15 protein-coding genes are annotated in these 17,341 nt (G+C 63.3%); 13 read left to right on the top strand and 2 right to left on the bottom strand.

Annotated elements, in window-relative coordinates:
• Nucleotides 1-21: 21 nt before the first annotated feature.
• Complete coding sequence (gene rsgA, locus WG899_RS09245) at nt 22-1,197, bottom strand: ribosome small subunit-dependent GTPase A (protein ID WP_339595344.1); 1,176 nt, start codon at nt 1,195-1,197, stop codon at nt 22-24.
• Between the two features lie 725 nt (nt 1,198-1,922).
• Complete coding sequence (locus tag WG899_RS09240; protein WP_339595343.1) at nt 1,923-3,785, bottom strand: S8 family serine peptidase; 1,863 nt, start codon at nt 3,783-3,785, stop codon at nt 1,923-1,925.
• A 231-nt stretch (nt 3,786-4,016) separates the two neighbouring features.
• Here WG899_RS09240 and WG899_RS09235 point away from each other — a divergent pair, with 231 nt between their 5' ends.
• The 13 genes from WG899_RS09235 to WG899_RS09175 all read left to right on the top strand — a co-directional run bounded on the left by WG899_RS09235 (nt 4,017) and on the right by WG899_RS09175 (nt 17,216).
• Nucleotides 4,017-5,234 (top strand): type II secretion system F family protein, encoded by a 1,218-nt coding sequence (locus WG899_RS09235; protein ID WP_339595342.1) that lies wholly within the window; start codon nt 4,017-4,019, stop codon nt 5,232-5,234.
• A gap of 8 nt (nt 5,235-5,242) precedes the next feature.
• The gene (locus tag WG899_RS09230) at nt 5,243-6,784 is read left to right on the top strand and encodes a GspE/PulE family protein (protein ID WP_339595341.1); all 1,542 of its coding nucleotides are present in this window, start codon (nt 5,243-5,245) and stop codon (nt 6,782-6,784) included.
• A 19-nt stretch (nt 6,785-6,803) separates the two neighbouring features.
• A complete protein-coding gene (locus WG899_RS09225) occupies nt 6,804-7,619 on the top strand; it encodes a hypothetical protein (RefSeq protein WP_339595340.1) in 816 nt (271 codons plus the stop codon).
• Nucleotides 7,619-8,254, top strand: coding sequence for a hypothetical protein (locus tag WG899_RS09220; protein WP_339595339.1), 636 nt, complete (start codon nt 7,619-7,621; stop codon nt 8,252-8,254). The genes WG899_RS09225 and WG899_RS09220 overlap by 1 nt, the downstream gene beginning before the upstream one ends.
• Nucleotides 8,251-8,913: a hypothetical protein gene (locus WG899_RS09215; RefSeq protein ID WP_339595338.1), complete on the top strand. Its 663-nt coding sequence runs from the start codon at nt 8,251-8,253 to the stop codon at nt 8,911-8,913. Before WG899_RS09220 ends, WG899_RS09215 begins: the two co-directional genes overlap by 4 nt.
• Nucleotides 8,910-9,491, top strand: coding sequence for a hypothetical protein (locus WG899_RS09210; RefSeq protein WP_339595337.1), 582 nt, complete (start codon nt 8,910-8,912; stop codon nt 9,489-9,491). Before WG899_RS09215 ends, WG899_RS09210 begins: the two co-directional genes overlap by 4 nt.
• Nucleotides 9,492-9,592: 101 nt before the next feature.
• The gene (locus tag WG899_RS09205) at nt 9,593-11,779 is read left to right on the top strand and encodes a secretin GspD/PilQ domain-containing protein (protein WP_339595336.1); all 2,187 of its coding nucleotides are present in this window, start codon (nt 9,593-9,595) and stop codon (nt 11,777-11,779) included.
• Nucleotides 11,757-12,260, top strand: a complete 504-nt coding sequence (locus WG899_RS09200; RefSeq protein WP_339595335.1) for a type II secretion system protein — start codon at nt 11,757-11,759, stop codon at nt 12,258-12,260. The genes WG899_RS09205 and WG899_RS09200 overlap by 23 nt, the downstream gene beginning before the upstream one ends.
• A gap of 5 nt (nt 12,261-12,265) precedes the next feature.
• The gene (locus WG899_RS09195; protein ID WP_339595334.1) at nt 12,266-12,667 is read left to right on the top strand and encodes a type II secretion system protein; all 402 of its coding nucleotides are present in this window, start codon (nt 12,266-12,268) and stop codon (nt 12,665-12,667) included.
• A gap of 16 nt (nt 12,668-12,683) precedes the next feature.
• On the top strand, nt 12,684-13,382 hold the full coding sequence (locus tag WG899_RS09190; protein WP_339595333.1) for a type II secretion system protein: 699 nt from the start codon (nt 12,684-12,686) through the stop codon (nt 13,380-13,382).
• Nucleotides 13,383-13,546: 164 nt separating this feature from the next.
• Entirely contained in the window at nt 13,547-14,398 is an 852-nt protein-coding gene (gene epsA / locus WG899_RS09185) for an XrtB/PEP-CTERM-associated transcriptional regulator EpsA (RefSeq protein WP_339595332.1), read from the top strand.
• A gap of 393 nt (nt 14,399-14,791) precedes the next feature.
• The gene (locus WG899_RS09180) at nt 14,792-15,520 is read left to right on the top strand and encodes a PEP-CTERM sorting domain-containing protein (protein WP_339595331.1); all 729 of its coding nucleotides are present in this window, start codon (nt 14,792-14,794) and stop codon (nt 15,518-15,520) included.
• Between the two features lie 346 nt (nt 15,521-15,866).
• Nucleotides 15,867-17,216, top strand: coding sequence for a hypothetical protein (locus WG899_RS09175; RefSeq protein ID WP_339595330.1), 1,350 nt, complete (start codon nt 15,867-15,869; stop codon nt 17,214-17,216).
• Nucleotides 17,217-17,341 lie beyond the last annotated feature (125 nt).

Here is a 17,341-nt window from a genome sequence, read left to right as displayed (position 1 = left end):
GCCGCTTGCAAGGCCGTGCTGTCAGCCGCGCTTGGACTTGATGACGGCGCGACTGGCCCGCGCAATCGTCTTCCATTTGGCCAATGCTTCTTGGCGGTCCAGGTGCGTCATCTGCTCCCGGTTGGCCTCACGCTGCAGCTTGTGAAAGCTCTTCAGCCGCTGCGCGTTCAGGCCGGCCTGCACCGCGCAACCGGGCTCGCCCTGGTGGGCGCAGTTGCGAAAGCGGCAGGCCTGAGCCAGGCTTTGCACATCGTCAAAAGCCCGCAGCACGGCCGCTTCGTCGGCGTCCAGTTGCAGGCTGCGCAGGCCCGGCGTGTCGATGATGCAGGCGCCGCCCACGCAGCGCTGCAAGCTGCGCGCGGTGGTGGTGTGGCGGCCGCGGCTGTCGTCCAGACGCACGCCGCCCACCTGCTGTTGCGCTGTCTGGCTGAGGGTGTTGCTCAAGGTTGACTTGCCCGCGCCGCTGGAGCCCAGCATCACCAAGGTCTGCCCCAGGCCCAGCCAGGGCAGCAGGGCCTGGCGGCTGCTCGGCGCGGTACCGTCGAGCGCCAGCACCTCCAGCACCGCACCGGGCGAGCCGGCCAGATGCGCGCGCACCTGCGCGATGCGCGTCACCACATCCGGGCATTGATCCGCCTTGGTCAAGACCACCACGGCCGGCACCCCAGCGGAATGCGTCAGCACCAAATATCGGTCCAGCCGGGCCAGCTTGAAGTCGTGGTCCAAGCCCATGACCAGCAGTGCCAAGTCCACATTGCTGACCAGAGCCTGGCGGCGGCCCTCGGGGTCGCGCCGGTTCAAGGTGTTGAGCGGTGTGGCGCGGGCATGGACCCAGAGCTCGTTCATTGCATTGCGGCGCGCCAAGACCCAGTCCCCCACGGCCAGGCTCTCGCCTTGGCTGGCCAGGCTTTGGCTCAAAGCGGGTAAGACCCGCGCATTCAAGGCCGCGTCGGACTTGCAGCTTTGCAGGCCCAGTCGGTCGCGATGCAGTTCGGTCACACGCCAGAGCTGCGCGTCATCGCTCCAGTCGAGCTGGCTCAGGGCCGGCCACAGGGCGCTGGGGTTCAAGCCCAAGCTGCGAAAGGGCTGCAGGGATTCAATCCCTGTGTCGGTGTTGAATTGAGTGTTGGTGATGTTGGTGGTGCTTGTGTTGCTGTTCAGCATGGTGATGAAAAGACGGTCGTACGTTTCCAACACGCCGCAGCCTTGAAGAAGGTGCAGGCGTGAGAGGCCGGCAGCGCGAGTGGGCGCTGTCGGGGCTGCTGAGGAAAGTCTTGCGTCGGCCGCAGGTCTCGCTGAGACCGCGGTGCTGCTCAATCAGGCAAGCAGGCTTGCTTATCAGCTGAAGTGAAGTTCAGTTCAGTTCAGTTCAGTGTCCGCTCAAGCTTGGCGTCAGTTTTGAACCAAGAGATGAGGGAACTTCAGCGGCAAGCGCCCATCTGCAGAAGCAGGGCCGACGCATTGGGGGCAATATCAGTTGCATGCATGGTGTGCTCCTTCTCAGTGGGTTGGTGGTTTCAGATGCCGGGGTGGCATCGAATGGAGGGCGCAGTGTGCCGAGTCTGACTTACGCTTGTCAAGGCAGATCGCGCAATGCGGCGTGCACGCCACAGGAGGCTGAGGACTGGTTCAGGCGTTCATGCTGAGGCCTCTTGCCAAAACCGGCGCCACAAAAGCAAAGGGCCACCCCCTTGCGGTTTGTGGCCCTGTTGACTTCCGGACACCATGCTCACATGGCGACGGTATTCTTGGCTCTGGTGACGGGTTCCAGAACTCTGCCCAATCTGCAGCCGGTTGTTGTTGCCTCGAATGAACGCTATTGTGCAGTGGGTTTGTGACAGCGCTTTGACGAAAAGCAAAGGAAAAGCAGTGCAAATTCACTTTGAGCGCGGGGCGACTCATGTGGCCCCGCTTCCATCAGGCTAACGCTGGATCGCATGGACCTTTCTGGGGCGACGCAGCACGGCCACGGCCAGGCCCAAACCCCCAACCCACCAAGGCGAAGCCGCGCCACCACCACCGCCGCCACCGGTCGAAGGCTCAGGTGTTGGGGGCGGGGTCGGAGTTGGCGTCGGGGTAGGCGTCGGAGTTGGATCGGGCGTTGGCGCCGGCGGTGTGAATGCGGTGCTGCCTTGCAGCTTGCCGCAGGCCTTCAGGGAGTCGCTCTCCACCACCACGGCATTGCGCTTCGGTGCGGCATAGCTCGTGGGGGCGGCTGCAAACTTCATCGCCTCTTCAGCGTCCAGCAGGCCGACGCCGCAGGTGTCGGCGGTGCAGGTGCAGCGGCTCTTGTTGGTCGCGGTGCAGTAGCCCAGGGCGGGCGCCAGCACATGGGGCCGAGCGCTGGCTTTTAGGCCGGCTTCCACTTGGGATAGCGTCAGTGCTGGATTCAGTCCCCACATCAGGGCCGCGGTGCCGGCCACTTGGGGCGCGGCAAAGCTGCTGCCGCTGACGGCGGCGTGGTATGTCGCCGGCGTCGCGCTCAGATTCGGCTTGTAGGTCGAAACGATGCCGGTATCCGCTACGCTTGAGTCGCAGGTGGCGCCGTTGTCCTGGTCACCGCCCGGGGCGGCCAGGGTGATTTGCTTGCCGAAGTTGGCGTAAATGGACTTGAAGCCTTGTTTGTTGACCGAGGTCACGCCCAACACGCCTGCGCAGTTGGCGGGCCGGCCGACGGCACCGCGCAGATTGCCTGCGGCGGCCACGATCAACACGTTTTTGGCGCGCAGCTCGTTGATGGTGTCGGTGTAGAGCTTGGCGGCGGCGGCCACATCTTTGTCGGGATCGGCAATATCGCAAGAGGTCAGGCCGGCATAGCCGATCATCAACACCTTGGCGGGGTTGGGGTTCAGCGCCACGCCGGTCACGTTCAAGCCTGCCGCCCAGCGCATGCCGTCCACCATGTCGGAGACAGCGGCGCCGCATTTGCCCGACACGCGCACCGGCATCACCCGGGCGTTCCAGTTGATGGCGGCCACGCCCTTGGCGTCATTGGTGTTGGCGCCGATCTGGCCGGCGATCAAAGTGCCATGCCAGCTGTTCGTGGGGTTGACCACGCAGCCGTCCCACAGCGCCTTGTTGGCGTCGAACTCGGCTTGCGTCAGCGCGTCACCCGGGTCCACGGTGCTGACGCCGCGGCCAACGCCGTTGTTCGCGTATTCAATCTTGCTGACGAAGTTATAGCCGGCCACCAGCTTGCCGGGCGGCAACTCGGGGTGATCCACCAGGCCTGAGTCCAGCACCGCCACGATGGGCGAGCCGTTGCCCACGCCGGCATCCCAGGCCTTGGTGAAGTTCGCGACGGCCGGGTTGCTGCTGGCGTTGTAGTCGTCCAACCACCACTGCGCATTCTTGCCGTCGGTGGGACGGAACAAGCTGTCATTGGGGACGGCGGCGCGCTGCTCGCGGCCATTGAGGCTGACAAAAGCCACGCGCGCATCGGCGCGCAGGCGCTCGGCCAGCGCGCTGGCTTCGCTGCGCGGCAAAGCGGCTTGCGTGCCTTCCAGCACATGCCAGCCATTGCCCAGGCTGCGGCTGTAGTGCAGGGGCAGCTTCAGCTCGGCCAGCAGGCGTTTGACTTCGGCTTCAGGCGCTTTGGCGGAGGGCTGCAGCTGTACGAGCAGACCTTGGCTGCTGGTTTGCAGCGCTTTGGTGGCCTGGCTTGATGAGCTTGTGCTTGTTGCTGCAGCGGCAGGCGAAAGCAGTGCGCTCAGGCTCAACAGAGCAAGGCTGGCTGCAGTCAGGCTGCGCGCAAAGGTGAGGGGTTTGGCGTGTGAGGTCTTCATCCGCTCAAGGTATCGCCGGCGCATGAATTGCCTGTGACAAAGCCTTTGTCCATGGCTCAAACGGCTCAAACCACCCACCGAGCTTGAGAGGCGAAGCGTCACAAATCTGTCTTTCATGGCGCAGTCACAGGGTTTTCTTAAGCTGCCTCACTTTCATAGCTCCTTCGGCTCATTGCGAGCTGCTGCTTGTTCCTCGATTCGACCTCGATTCGTCTCCGCTTCCCAAGACACATGCCCCAGTATCTGGTCAGTTATCTCGACGCCGCCCGGCGCCCAGCGCAAGCTCAGGTGGAGGCGGCGGACGCGCAAGCCGTGGCCGCCGCGCTGCGCGTGGCGCCGTCGGCGCTGATCTCGGTGCATCCGCTTTTGCCGGCCGGAGGGGCAGGGGCGAGCGAGACACGCCAAGCCCGCGCGGCGCAGCGCTTTCCCTTGCGGCAGTTTGCGCAGCAGCTCTCGGTGTTGCTGAAAGCAGGTATTCCTCTGTTGGAAGCCTTGGTGACCTTGAAACAGAAAGAAGAACAGCAGCAGGGCAGCGGCGTGACCGAGGCCTTGGACGGCGTGATCGCGCGCATCCAGCTGGGCGAGTCTTTCTCTACCGCTTTGCGCAGCCAGCCGCAGGCCTTTGACGGGCTTTTCATCGCGGTGGTGGAGTCCAGCGAACGCAGCGGCCAAATGGACCGCGCCTTGGCCGAGCAGGCCGAGTACCTGGCCTGGACCGAGCAGTTGCGCAGCAAGCTGGTGGCGGCCGCCATCTACCCGGCCACCTTGATCGCAGCGGGCACGGCGGTGGTGGTGTTCTTGTTGGTTTTTGTGGTGCCGCGCTTTGCCGGTTTGCTGGAGGGCGTTGGCGGCGATCTGCCCTGGGCGTCAAAGATGTTGATCTCGGTGGGGCAGTTCAGCGGCGAGCACCCCTGGGCGGTGATGGGCTTGGGTGCGGCGCTCTTGCTTGGCCCAATCATGGCTTGGCAGCGCGGTCTGCGGCAGGCGGTCTTGTCGCGCTTGTGGCGCCTGCCGGTGCTGGGCGCCAAGCTGCACTTGCTGGCTCTGGCGCAGTTCTATCGCAGTGTGGCCATGCTCTTGATGGCCGGTGTGCCGGTGGTGCCGGCGCTGCAGACGGCGCGCGGTGTGATTGCCGCGCATCTGCGCCCGCAGCTGGACCGCTGCATCGAAGGCGTTCGCACCGGTGAGCGCCTGTCGATGACGCTGGAGCGCGAGGGCCTGGGCACGCCGGTGTCGCTGCGCATGTTGCGTGTCGGCGAGCGCAGCGGCGAAATGGGCCTGATGTTGGCCCAGGCCGCTGCCTTTTATGACGAGGAGCTGACCCGCTTGAGTGAGTTGGTCACACGTTTGATCAACCCGGTCTTGATGCTTTTGATGGGCTTGGTCATCGGCACCGTGGTGGTGTTGATGTATCTGCCCATCTTCCAACTGGTGGAGCAGGTCAATTGAGTGCGGTCTTGAATGTTGAGCTGACGGCGCAGGCCGCGCTGGCGCGACTGCCGCTGGAGGAAGGACCGTGGAGCCTGAGCTTTGAGCTTTGGAGCCAGGCCGAGGCGCAACGTTGGCGCGCGGTGATGGCTGTTTCTGCGCTCGGGCGCTTGGCTTTGCTGGCGGACCGGGCGCTGGACGGCATGCTGCTGCAACGCGTCGAGGCACGGCTCAAGCGCTCGCTGCGCTGGGTGCCTTGTAGCGCGGCGGAACTGGACGCGGCCTTGGGCGCCGGTGAACTGGACTTTCGCGCCTTGCAAGACCTGGGCGAAGCCTTTGCCGATGGCAGCGAAGGCGCGCAGGCGCAGGAACTGTCGGCGTTGAATCTGAGCGAGCAGGCCAGCCCGGTGCTGCGCCTCTTGGACGCGACGCTGTACGACGCGCTGCAAGACGGCGCCAGCGATATTCATTTTGAAACCCATCTGCGCGGCCTGAAGGTGCGCTTTCGAGTCGACGGTGTGATGCTGGAGGTGAAGAACCTCGAGGGCAGCTTGGCGGCCGAGCAGCTGGTCTCGCGCCTGAAGGTGATGGCCGAGCTGGACATCGGCGAGCGCCGCCTGCCGCAAGACGGCCGCTTCAAGCTGCGCATGCAGGGTCGCGAGATTGACTTCCGCCTGTCCATCATGCCCAGCGTCTTCGGCGAAGACGCGGTGGTGCGGGTCTTGGACCGGGCGCAGATCCAGGCGCAGGGCGCGCTAACACTTGATTCCCTCGGTTTCGAACCCGAGGCGCGCGCTGCCATCCGCGCCTTGGCGCGGCAACCGCACGGCATGCTCTTGGTCACCGGCCCCACCGGCAGTGGCAAGACCACCACGCTGTACGCGGCGATCTCCGAGGTCAACACCGGGCAAGACAAGATCATCACGATTGAAGACCCGGTGGAGTACCAGCTGCCCGGCGTGGTGCAGATTCCGGTCAATGAGAAAAAAGGCCTGAGCTTTGCGCGCGGCCTGCGCTCGGTCTTGCGCCATGACCCCGACCGGGTGATGGTGGGCGAAATCCGTGACGCCGAAACTGCGCAGATTGCGGTGCAAGCGGCGCTGACCGGTCACTTGGTCTTTTCGACCGTCCACGCCAACAACGCCTTCGACGTGGTCGGGCGCTTCATGCATATGGGCTTGGACCTCTACAACGTGGTCGCCGCCTTGAACGGAGTCTTGGCCCAGCGTCTGATGCGCATCAATTGCCAGCATTGCCGCGCGCCGGTTGAGCCCAGTGGCGCGGAGTTGGCCGCCCTCGGCCTGAGCCCGCAGCCGGACGATCAATTCATGCAGGGCCGGGGTTGCAGCCATTGCCGGGGCACCGGCTACAAGGGCCGCCGCGCGGTCTCGGAGCTGCTCTGCTTGGATGATGAGTTACGCGACCTCATCGCAGCACGCGCCGCGATGAGTCGCATCAAGGAGGCCGCGCGCGAGCGTGGCATGCGCACGCTGCGCGAGGCTGCAGTCGCCCTGGTGCGGCGCGGCGAATCCACATTGGAGGAACTCGATCGTGTCACGCTTGCCGACTGAAATCGCCCCTCAAACTTCCTTGTCCCCGACGCTTGCGCGGCCGGGGCTGCTGTCGCGCTGGGTGCAGCGCTTTCACGCCTGGCAGCGTGCCTGTGCCATGCCGGTCGCCTCGCTGTACTGGGGCGAAGCCGGCTTGTGGAGCTTCAATCATGAAGGCGACACGATCGCGCAGGCGAGCGGCCGGAGCTGGCCCGACTTTGAGAGCTGGTGTGCAGCCCACCCAGGCCAGCAGCTGCGCATCTGGGTCGGTGGCGCCTGGGTGCACAACGTCAGCGTGCCGGCCGATATGCCGCTGGCCGATGCGCAGGCGGTGAAGGCCTATGCGCGCCTGCAGTTTGTGCATTACTTTGGCGCGGCAGCGCAAGACTGGCCCTTGGCGCTGTGGCAAGCGGGCAGTGGCCCGGCCGCGGGGCAGCGCCATGCGGTGGCCCTGCAGGAGCAGGGCGGGCTCAGCCTGGCGGCCCTGAGCCACACAGCGCGGGCGCACCGGGTGCGCATCTTGTCGCTGCGGCCGGCTTGGAGCCATGCGCTGGCGATCGCTGCCACGCTGGACCAAGCCTGGGCCAAGGCCGAGTGCTCGGGCCTGGCCCTGTTGGAGGGGCGCATGCTGAGTTGGTTGCGCCTGTCCAAGGGGCAGCTGGTGGAGGTGCAGCAGCGCTATCTAGATCAGGCCGATGGCCATGAGTTGCAAACCTTGATGCAAGGCCTGCAGCCCGACACCGGCAGCAGCCATGCGCCCAAACTGATGGGCTGGGGGCCGCAGGGGAGCCGGCTCGAAGCCTTGCACGACAGTCCGCAAGGCGCGCATTGGTTGGCCAAGGAGGCCGTGGCTTGATGAGCAAGAAATGGGCAAGCGTGCCGCTAGGCCGTAGCGTGGCATGGCCGCAGCCGGACTTCATGCCGGCGGCGCGGCGGCCCAGCGCCTGGATGTGGCTGTGGCTGTTGATGGCCGCACTCTTGTTGGCGCAGCAGTGCTGGCAGGGTCAGGTCTTGCGCGAGCAGGCACAACTCTTGGATGAACAGTGGCTGTTGCTGGACAAGCTGAATGCGGCCGGTGCCGGACGTGCGGCGCAGCCGGGCAAGCCGGCGGCAGAGAGTTCAGCGAGCAAGACTCCCGAATTGCAACGCCGCGCTTGGGCGCTGACGGCCGAACTGCGGCCACGCCCCGGCGCCGACTGGGCGAGTCGCTGGTTGGCCGTGGAGCAAGCTTTGCCGCCCGGCCTGCAGTTGCAAGCCATGGAGATGGATGCGCAAGCGCTGCGCCTGGAAGGTCTGTCGCCGCAAGCCGATCTGGTGATGCAACTGGTCGACCGGCTGGCGCTGCAGGCGCGCGAGAGCGGTGGCGGCGAGGTGGTCTTGACGCGATTGCAAAAGCCCGAAGGTTTGGCCGAGGGGGCGGGCATCGATGCAGCGTCGGCCGGCCTGCGTTTCGAGTTGGTGCGGCGCCGCGCTGCAGGAGCGCGCGGATGAGTGCCCAGACCCGCATGAGCCTGCCGGCGCTTGCCCACTGGCGCAGTGTCTGGCAGCGCTTCAAGGCCCAACAGCTGCATGCATGGTGGGAACAACTGCCGCCGCCGGCCAGGCAACTGCTGGCGCGCCTTGGCTGGCCCGGCCTGTTCGCGACGCTGTTGAGCCTGTTGGCGCTGGCGCTGCTGCTTTGGGGCTTGCCGGCACAAGATCGCGCCTTGCAGCGCCAACGCGAGGCCTTGAGCGAGCGCCGTTTGGCGCTGAAAGAGCTGGGCCAGCGCAGCCTGACCGAATCACCGCAGGCCTTTTTGCAGAGCTTGCCGGAGGACAGCGAGCGTCAGGCGCGCACCGCCGCGCTGCTGGCCCTGTCTACCGAAATGGGCCTGCCTTGGCCGCGCAGCGAGTTTCGCTACCAAGCCGAGCCGGGCCTGGGGCTGGCCCAGTACAAGATCGCGATGAATGCGAGTGGCAACTACGAACAGATTAGGCGTTATGTGCAAGAAGCCTTGCGGCGCGATCCGGCCTTGAGTTTGGAGTCTATCAAGCTGCGCCGCCTTCGCCCCGCCGCGCCGGATCTGAGTGCCGAACTTGCTTGGGTGCTGCATATGCAGATGCCGCCGCAGCCCAATGCTGCGCCGCATACGGCGGGGCTTCAGCGATGACAGTTGTATCGACCACTGCAACGCCGGCTTGGCGACGGCGCCTCTTGATGGCGGGGCTGGCGCTGAGCCTGGCCGCCACCGCCTGGGTGGCTGGGCGGGATGAAGAAGAAGTGCCAGTGGCGCCGGCCGCGCCGCGGACAGCGCGCGGTGCGCAGGCCTTGGCGCCGACGGCTGCTGCCGGGGCCGAGGCAAGGGCGACAACGACTTGGCCGCCGGCCCTGGCCTCAGGTTCGCGTGAAGGCTGGCCCGAGGTCGATGATGTGGTGCTGCAAAGCTGGGGGCTTGCGGGCGCACGGGCGAAGGCCGCTGCGCTTGTCGCTGCCGCGCCTGCCCCCGCTCCAGCGCCCGAAGAGGCCGCGCCAGAACCACCGAGCGCGCCACCGCTGAGTTATCAGTTGGTGGGCCGCATGGACGAGCCGCAGCGCCCGCGCATTGTCCTGAGCAATAGCTTGCGCACCGTGGTTTTGGCTGTCGGCGAAACCCTGGATCAGCAATGGCGGCTCGATGCCATCGGCCCCGGCGGGGCCCAGTTCACCTGGCTACCTGGCGGGCTCAAGCAAAGCCTGGCCTTCAACTGAGTCGCCTTCAACGCATCTACTGTCTCTCCCTCACCATGACTCCTGTTTTTTCAAATCGGCGTTGGCCGGCCGCGCGTCCAAGGCCGCTGGTTCAGGCGCTCTTGAGTGCTTGTTTGCTGGCCGGCTGCGCTTCGCCGGCGCTGCGTGAGTCTGAAGCGTTATTGCAGCGCGGAGAACAAGAGGCTGCATGGCGCCTGCTTCGCGATGCCTCGGCCGCCAGCCCGCAAGACCAGTCCTTGCGCATGGCTTATGCGCGCCAAAGCGAGCGCAGCCTGCTGGCCCTGGCCAACCAGGCGGAGACGGCGCGTGCGGTGGGCCAACTCGACCTGGCCGAGGCCTTGTTGCTGAAGATGGAAATGGTGGATGCCAATTCGCCGCGCAGCAAAGGGCTGCGCCAGGCCCTGCGGCGCGCGCGCCAGCATGAGGCGCGGGTGCGCCAGGCCGGCCAATTGATGCAAAGCGGCCAGTTCGATGCGGCGCGGGCCGCCGTGCAGCAGGTGTTGGCCGAGGACCCAGGTCAGTCGGGCGCCCTGGCTCTGAACCAACAGCTTCGCCAGAAGTACGCACCACCTGTCGTGGCCAGTGGCTTGTCGGCTTCGTTTCAAAAACCGATCAGCCTGGAGTTTCGGGAGGCGCCGCTGCGCACCGTGTTCGAGGCGATGGGGCGCGGCGCCGGCGTCAATTTTGTCTTCGACAAAGATGTGCGCGGCGATGCCAAGGTCACCATTTACTTGAAGGACGTCAGCCTCGACGAGGCGATGCGGGTGATCCTGTCGACCCAGCAGCTCGAGCGCAAACTCTTGAACGACAAGTCAGTGTTGATCTATCCCAATACACAGGCCAAACAGCGCGAGCATCAGGAACTGGTGACGCGCAGCTTCTATCTCAATAACGCTGACGTCAAGCAGGCCCAGGCCTTGGTGCGCATGATGGCCAAGACGCGCGACATCTTCATCGATGAGCGCCTCAACCTGCTGGTGGCGCGCGACACGCCCGAGGTGGTCGCGATGATCGAGCAATTGATTAGCGGCCTGGATCTACCCGAACCCGAGGTGATGCTGGATGTGGAGGTGCTGGAAATCGAGACCAGCCGCGATGACCAATTCGGCGTGAACTGGCCCGGCGAGGTCACTTACGGCCTGCCGGGTGTCAGCGGCGTGGTCGAGTTAGGGCAGCGCAATGCTTTTCGCAGCATGGTGGCCAACCCGGTCTTGACCGCCAAGCTCAAGGGCGGCACCGGTGCTAGCAATGTGCTGGCGAACCCCAAGCTGCGCGCCCGCAACAAAGAAAAAGCCAAGATCCAGATTGGTGAAAAGGTGCCGGTCTTCACCAGCACCTCGACGGCCAATGTGGGGGTCTCCACCGCGGTGACTTATATCGATGTGGGGCTCAAGCTGGAGGTGGAGCCCAGCATCCAGCTCGACAACGAGGTGGTGATGAAGGTCAACCTCGAGGTCAGCAGCCTGGGCCTGAAGGAAAGCTCGGGCGGCGCGCAGCCGACCAGTGCCTACCGCATCGGTTCGCGCAACGCCAGCACCTCGCTGCGCCTGCGCGACGGCGAAACCCAGGTGCTGGCCGGCCTGATCAGCGACGAAGACCGCAAGAGCATCAATGGCTTGCCTTATTTGTCCGAGGCGCCGCTGCTGGGCCGCCTGTTCGGCGTGCATGGCGATAACCGCAAGAAGACCGAGATTGTGTTGTTGATCACACCGAGGGTCTTGCGCAACTTAAACCTGCCGGAGGCCAGCCGCACGGTGCTGTCCTCCGGCTTTGACGGCAACCCTGGGGCTGAAGGTTCGCGCTTACGGGCGAGCGGCGCGGTGGCGCTGCCGATGACGGGTGGCGGGGGACTGGGGGCGAGCGGCGTGGTCGCTGCGCCGCCGGTGCAGGTGCCCGCATTGCCAAATACTGCGGCTCCTGCGCAGTACGGGCAGGAAGCTGCTGCCTCACAAGGGGAGATCGAGATTCAGACCAGCAGCGAGGCCGATGTCGGCGAGACCTTGTCTGTGACGCTGCACAACAAGTCGCCCTACAAACTGGAAGGCGAAGCTCGGTTTGACGTTGCTCTGTTCATGTCCGCCGAGGCCAACAATGCCGGCAGCAACGGGGTGATTGATTTTGAGCTGCCGCCTCATGGTCATCGGGTGATGGTGCTGCGGGCGCGCCCCGGCTCAGCGGGCAATAGTTCCAGCATTGAACTCAGTAATCTGCGTGGTGCTGGCCCCAAGGGCGAGCCGCTGACCGTGCAGGTCTCGGGGGATCCCAATGTGGCCGTGGTGGGGCGCTGAGTTGCCTCGGCCGGCGCGTCAGCGCGGCTTCACCTTGGTCGAGATGCTGGCGGTGGTCACCATCGTTGGCATTTTGGCCGCTGCTGCTCAGCCGCTCAGTGTTTGGGTGCACAAGCGCCAGCAAGAAAGCGAGCTACGCCAAAGCCTGCGCAGCATTCGTCTGGCCTTGGATGCCTACAAACAAGCCGGCCAAGAAGGGCGCATCGCGGTGCCGGCCGATGCCAGCGGCTATCCGCCGAGTTTGACGAACCTGGTCGAAGGAGTGGTCGATCAAAAAGACCCCAAGGGACGCAAGATCTACTTCTTGCGTCGCCTGCCGCGCGACCCGCTGGGCGATAGCAATCTGCCCGCCGCCCGGAGCTGGGGACTACGCAGCTATGACAGCCCGGCCGACTCGCCACAGCCCGGCCGCGATGTCTTCGATGTTTATTCGCGGGCGCCCGGCATCGGCCTGGACGGCACGCCTTACCGAGATTGGTGAGGGGGATGCAAGCCTTGTCTCGTCAACGGACGCGCGCCCAGGGCTTCACCCTGATCGAGCTGATTGTGGTGATGGCCATCGTGGCGCTCTTGGCCGGCATTGCCGCGCCGCGCTACTTTGCCAAGGTGGATGCGGCGCGCAGCCATGCGCTGCGCAGTTCGCTGAATGTGATGCGCAGCGCCATCGATCACTTTGCCGCCGATAAAGCGCGTTATCCAGACACCTTGCAGGAACTGGTCGAAGCACGCTATCTGCGTCAGATCCCGGAAGATCCGCTGAGCGGTAGCCGTAGCGCTTGGCTGCTGCTGCCCCCGCCGGCAGAGCTGGAGATGGCCGGTCAGGTGTTTGATGTTAAGAGCGGCACGCCCGGCCGGGCCCCCGATGGCAGTCTGTATGCGGACTGGTAGGGCACAGCAGCATTTCATGGGTAGGAGGGCCAAGAGCCGCGGCTTTACCTATTTGTGGCTGCTCTTCGTGATCGCCTTGGGTGGCGTGGCTCTGGCCGCTTTGGGTCAGCGTCAGCAGACCCTGCAGCAGCGTGAACGCGAGGCCGAGTTGCGTTTTCGCGGTACGGCCATTGCCCAGGCTTTGGCCAGTTACGCGCATGCCACACCCGCCGGTGCCAACCCTTTGCCGCAGCGGCTGGAGGATTTGCTGGAAGACCGTCGCAGCGGCGCCACGCGCCGACATCTGCGCCGGCTCTACGCTGACCCCTTCACTGGTCGCCCTGACTGGGTCTTGCTGATCGGCCAGACTGCGGCGGCGAGGGCGCCTGCAGAACTCGGCGCGCCGCAAGAAGGCTCGGGTGATACCTCGTCTCTTGGCTCAGCGAGCTTGCCGGCTGCCACCTTTAGGTCGCACCTTGAAGGTCCTGCTGAGGGCGGCGTCGCCAAGAACGCGGCGCAGCCGCATGCCGAGGGCCAGGCCTTGATGAGCGGCATCATCGGGGTGCACAGCCGGGCTCGGCAGCTCTTGCTTTCTACCGGTGCAGCCATGGCCAGCCAGCCAGCCAGTGCGCCAAAACCACGCGTTTCTGAGCTGCGTTTTATGCCGACGGTGTTGCCCAGTTCGGCGGCGACTTCGGGCGCGCAGGGCGCCGAAGCGCCTTCCGCTGATCCCTGAGGGTCGGATGCGTCACTGGGCATGGTCCGAATGGCTCATTTTCTGCCCTGCATTTCGTCCCGAGGTTCAACACCCGGTCATATGCGCTCTCTACAGTCCACGCGCCGGTACCCCCCGGATCTGTACCTTCCTCTACCCCTTTTGTCATCGCGTCCATGCCAATCATGCACAAACAAGAAATGAATGACGCCGTGCTGCTGAGCAACAGCCACATCGAGGCCATCGTGCGTGCTGCCGAGTCCTCCTTGGAGGTGCGGCGTCGCTACCAATTCTTCGTCTGGACGCAGAGCAATCTCCAATTGCTGATTCCGCACCAGATGGCGATTTGCGGTGCCTACCAGCGCAGCCAGCGCGAGTTGGTGTTTGATGCCTTCAACAATGTGACCGTGGCCGATGAGGTCTTGCTGAGCCTGAGTGCGCCGCGCTGCGTCTTGATGCAGCAGTTGCAGGGGATGTGGTTGGAGGCGCGCTGCAAGCCCTTGCTCGTCGGTGTCGATCAGTTGGAGGGTCAGGCCTTGCAGCCGCAGTTGGCGGGATTGCGTGCGGCCGGGTTTCACCAGTTGCTGGTGCATGGCGTGTCACGCCCACAACGCCCCAGCGAGATTGAGAGCTTCTTCGTCTTTGCTCATCAAAGCGCTCAACTGACGGCACAGCATTGCAGTCATCTCGAATTGATGATGCCGCATATCCACGCGACTTGGCAGCGGGTGCAGGTGGTGGAGCGCGAGGTCAATAGCTCGGCCAGCTCTCCGTCCCCGGTGTCGGGGGCGCGCCAGAGCGGCATCACCGAGCGCGAGCGGCAGATCTTGTCTTGGCTGCGTGAAGGCATGAGCAACCAGCAGGTGGGGGAGGTGCTGGGCATCAGCGCGCTCACCGTGAAAAACCACGTTCAAAAGATCCTGCGCAAACTCAACGCAGCCAACCGGGCCCAGGCGGTGGCACGGGCGATGTCGATGAACCTGCTGGACCGCGCTCCGATTGAGTTGGTCAAGACGCCCCCCGTGCCGGTGGCTTGATGCCGAGCTTTGGGGTGAATAGGCCCGAATGGGCCTGAATGGCGCGGCGTTTGAATGCCACGTGTAAGTCCCTAGTCCGTTCGGATTGTGAATTTCCTCACAGCGCGGGTATGCATGTCACGGGCTGCAGTCAAAGTTCAGCCTGTTGGATTTAGCAAGTAGTTCGCTACTTTGTTTTTGCTCTTTGATGTCGGGTCCAAAAGACCCAGGCGCCCATGGCCACCGCCAAATGCGAGTTTTGTTAGCGAAGCTGTATTTCAGGGGATGGCGGTTCAGGCGTAGCGGACCGGTTGCGCACTCTGCTCTCGAAGCAGAGCGCGCCGAGTTCTGGAACTGTTTTGGTTCATTGATTTATTTATCAACCATCTACTTCTGTACTCAACGGAGAACACTATGCAACTGAAGAAAATCGTCTTGGCCGCTCTGGCTGCCGCCTCTTTCGCTCCGGCTTTCGCCGCCGTGAATGTTGAAGACTCCCCGGAATTGGTCTTTATGGCCTGGAACGACAAGGGTACTTACACCAAAGATCTTGGTTTGACCCTCGCCAGCATCACTGAGACGACTGCCTTCGACTTCTCCGGTGCTAAGTGGAATGCCTTCTTGGCATTGAATGGTGCTGATACGCAGTGGGCCGTGTCTTCGGCCAGCTTCCAAGGGGATGGTTTCAACCTTGGTGACTACAACCTGACTTCGTCCTTTCAGAGCAAATCCATCTCCGTCACTACTGAGCGGCATAACGATGGCTCTCAAAGTCTGGCTCTGAAGTTTGTTGATGCTGCAAACCGCGCCAAGCAATTGAATGGCGGTGTTGCCGTCGCCAACCATGAGCTTGCATTGGCCACAGGTGAATTGGGCGACGTTTCCGGCGGGTATGCCAATTACAACGGTGCCATTCGGAACACAGCCGGCATCAATAGCGGTGCAACTCAGTTCATGATGAACATCGCCACCGCTGGCGACGCGGGCCTCGAGAACGTCGCCATCACCGATCTGGGTAAGACAGCTCAATTTGCTGGCTCGACCTTGACCATCACCACGGCTGTCCCTGAGCCAAGCACTTATGCGCTGCTCTTGGGTGGTCTGTGCGCCGTGGGCTTTGTGGCCCGTCGCCGTCAGGCTTGATGCTTAGGTCGACTGATCAAGCGCTGAATATGTCGATCGACTCTGGGTCTACCGATTTGACTTAAGCAGCCTGGTCAGATCGACCTTCGATTTGTTTGATCTGCCTTCTTGCCAACTGCCGCAAGCAAACCTTGGTTGTTGTGGTTGCCAGGATTGGCGGAGCTATGCCTACCTTTGAATACTTCTAACGCGAGATCTCAAGATCATGAACATCATTCGCTCCACTGCCATTGCCTTGGCTTGCCTGGCTACCATCGGTTCGGCCCACGCCCTCACCCCTTCTGAAGTCAGCGCCGCTCGTGCTGACGGCACGCTGAAGGAGGTCTATGTCGCGGGTGCCTCGGCCTTGCGCCTGGTGCTCGGCGGCTATATGCAAGAGTTGGCCCAACCCGCCACCTTCGATGTGTACTTTTATCAAGCTAGCGGAAAGGATCACCGCGCGTACGCCTTCAAGCTGAAGCAGGCCGTCGGTACCTGGGCTGCTGGTACGCCGGTGCTGATCGTCAAGCGGGACAAGGACGGCTCGGCGCAAGGCGTGACCCCTTTGGTCAATGCTAATGCAACCTTGACGCCTGGCGTCGATGGTGACGGTGCCAATCAGTTCCACATGTTGGTGGACAGCAACTGCACGGCAGCCCCGGGCGGCGTGTCCCCAGCAGTCGACGTCCAATCGGCTGGCTTCATTTGCAATGCCACACAACAGCGCTTTGCTCATGTCGGCATGTCCGACGTTGAGCCAGCGATGATCCAGCAACCGATCAATGGTGGTTCCAGCCTGTCAACCGCTTCCTTGAACGCGAATTCCGTTGCTCAGGGTATCTTCGGCGTGGCGGTCAGCAAGTCGCTTTACCTGGCCTTGCAGAAGGCTCAAGGTTTGGTCGACATCTCCGCCTCCGGCATTGACGAAGATGCTACCAAGCAACCCTCCATTCCGGCTGGTTTCGTGCGCACTGCCTTGACAGGCAAAGCGTCTGGCAGCCTGAGCACCTTGGTTGGTTGGAACATCTTGATCCCAAGTTCCGTTGATGCCGCTGTCAATACAAAGCAAGTGAACGTTTGCCGACGTACAGCCAATTCGGGTACTCAAGCAGCCTCCAACATGTATTTCGCGGCCAATCCTTGCGCCGGCGCAGATAACTACATTCCGAGCACAGGTACCAAAGTTGGCTCCGTCCTTGGCACGGTCGACCAAGTTATCAAGAAAGACGGTCGTACTGGTTACTTTGAAGGCAGTAGCACTCAGGTGGTTGAGAGCTGCTTGGGTACAACCGCCGAAGGCCTGGGTGCTTACGCTCTCGGCATCATCGGTCGCGAGAACAATCCTCGGCCGACCGTCAATGGTGTCAAGCAGGACAAGGGCTATCGCTTTGTCAAGCTGAATGGCGTGGCGCCAGAGCGTGCCAACGTCATCGACACCTCCTATGACTTCGTCTTCGAGGCCTCGATGCAATGGCGCGATTCTGGCGTGAATGCTCCGGCTGCTGACGTTCTGGCTTTCATCACTGACATGCGCAACAACATGGGCAAGGCCTCAGTTTTGCAAAAGCTGGACGGTGATCTGCAAGCTGGTCTGGTTGCTACTCCGAACAGCTACGCGGGTGCATGGGCCAATCTGTCGGCTGACGACAAATTGTTCTCGGCCCGCGCCAGCCGCGTGAAAAGCAATAGCTGCACACCGATTCGTATGAGCAAGTAAACATCCACTCAGCCCATGGGGCTGAGTGGGGTGTTAGTTCAATGAATATGCAAGTAATTCAATGAAAAAAAGGGGAGAGGCTGAGAAATCAAAGCCTCTCCCTCTTGTGTTTCAAGTATCTGGGT

The sequence above is a fragment of the Paucibacter hankyongi genome, from assembly GCF_037482915.1.
Lineage (GTDB): Bacteria > Pseudomonadota > Gammaproteobacteria > Burkholderiales > Burkholderiaceae_C > Paucibacter_A > Paucibacter_A hankyongi.
Note: the sequence above shows the minus strand (reverse complement) of the source record. Positions and strands in the feature narration are given on the sequence as shown.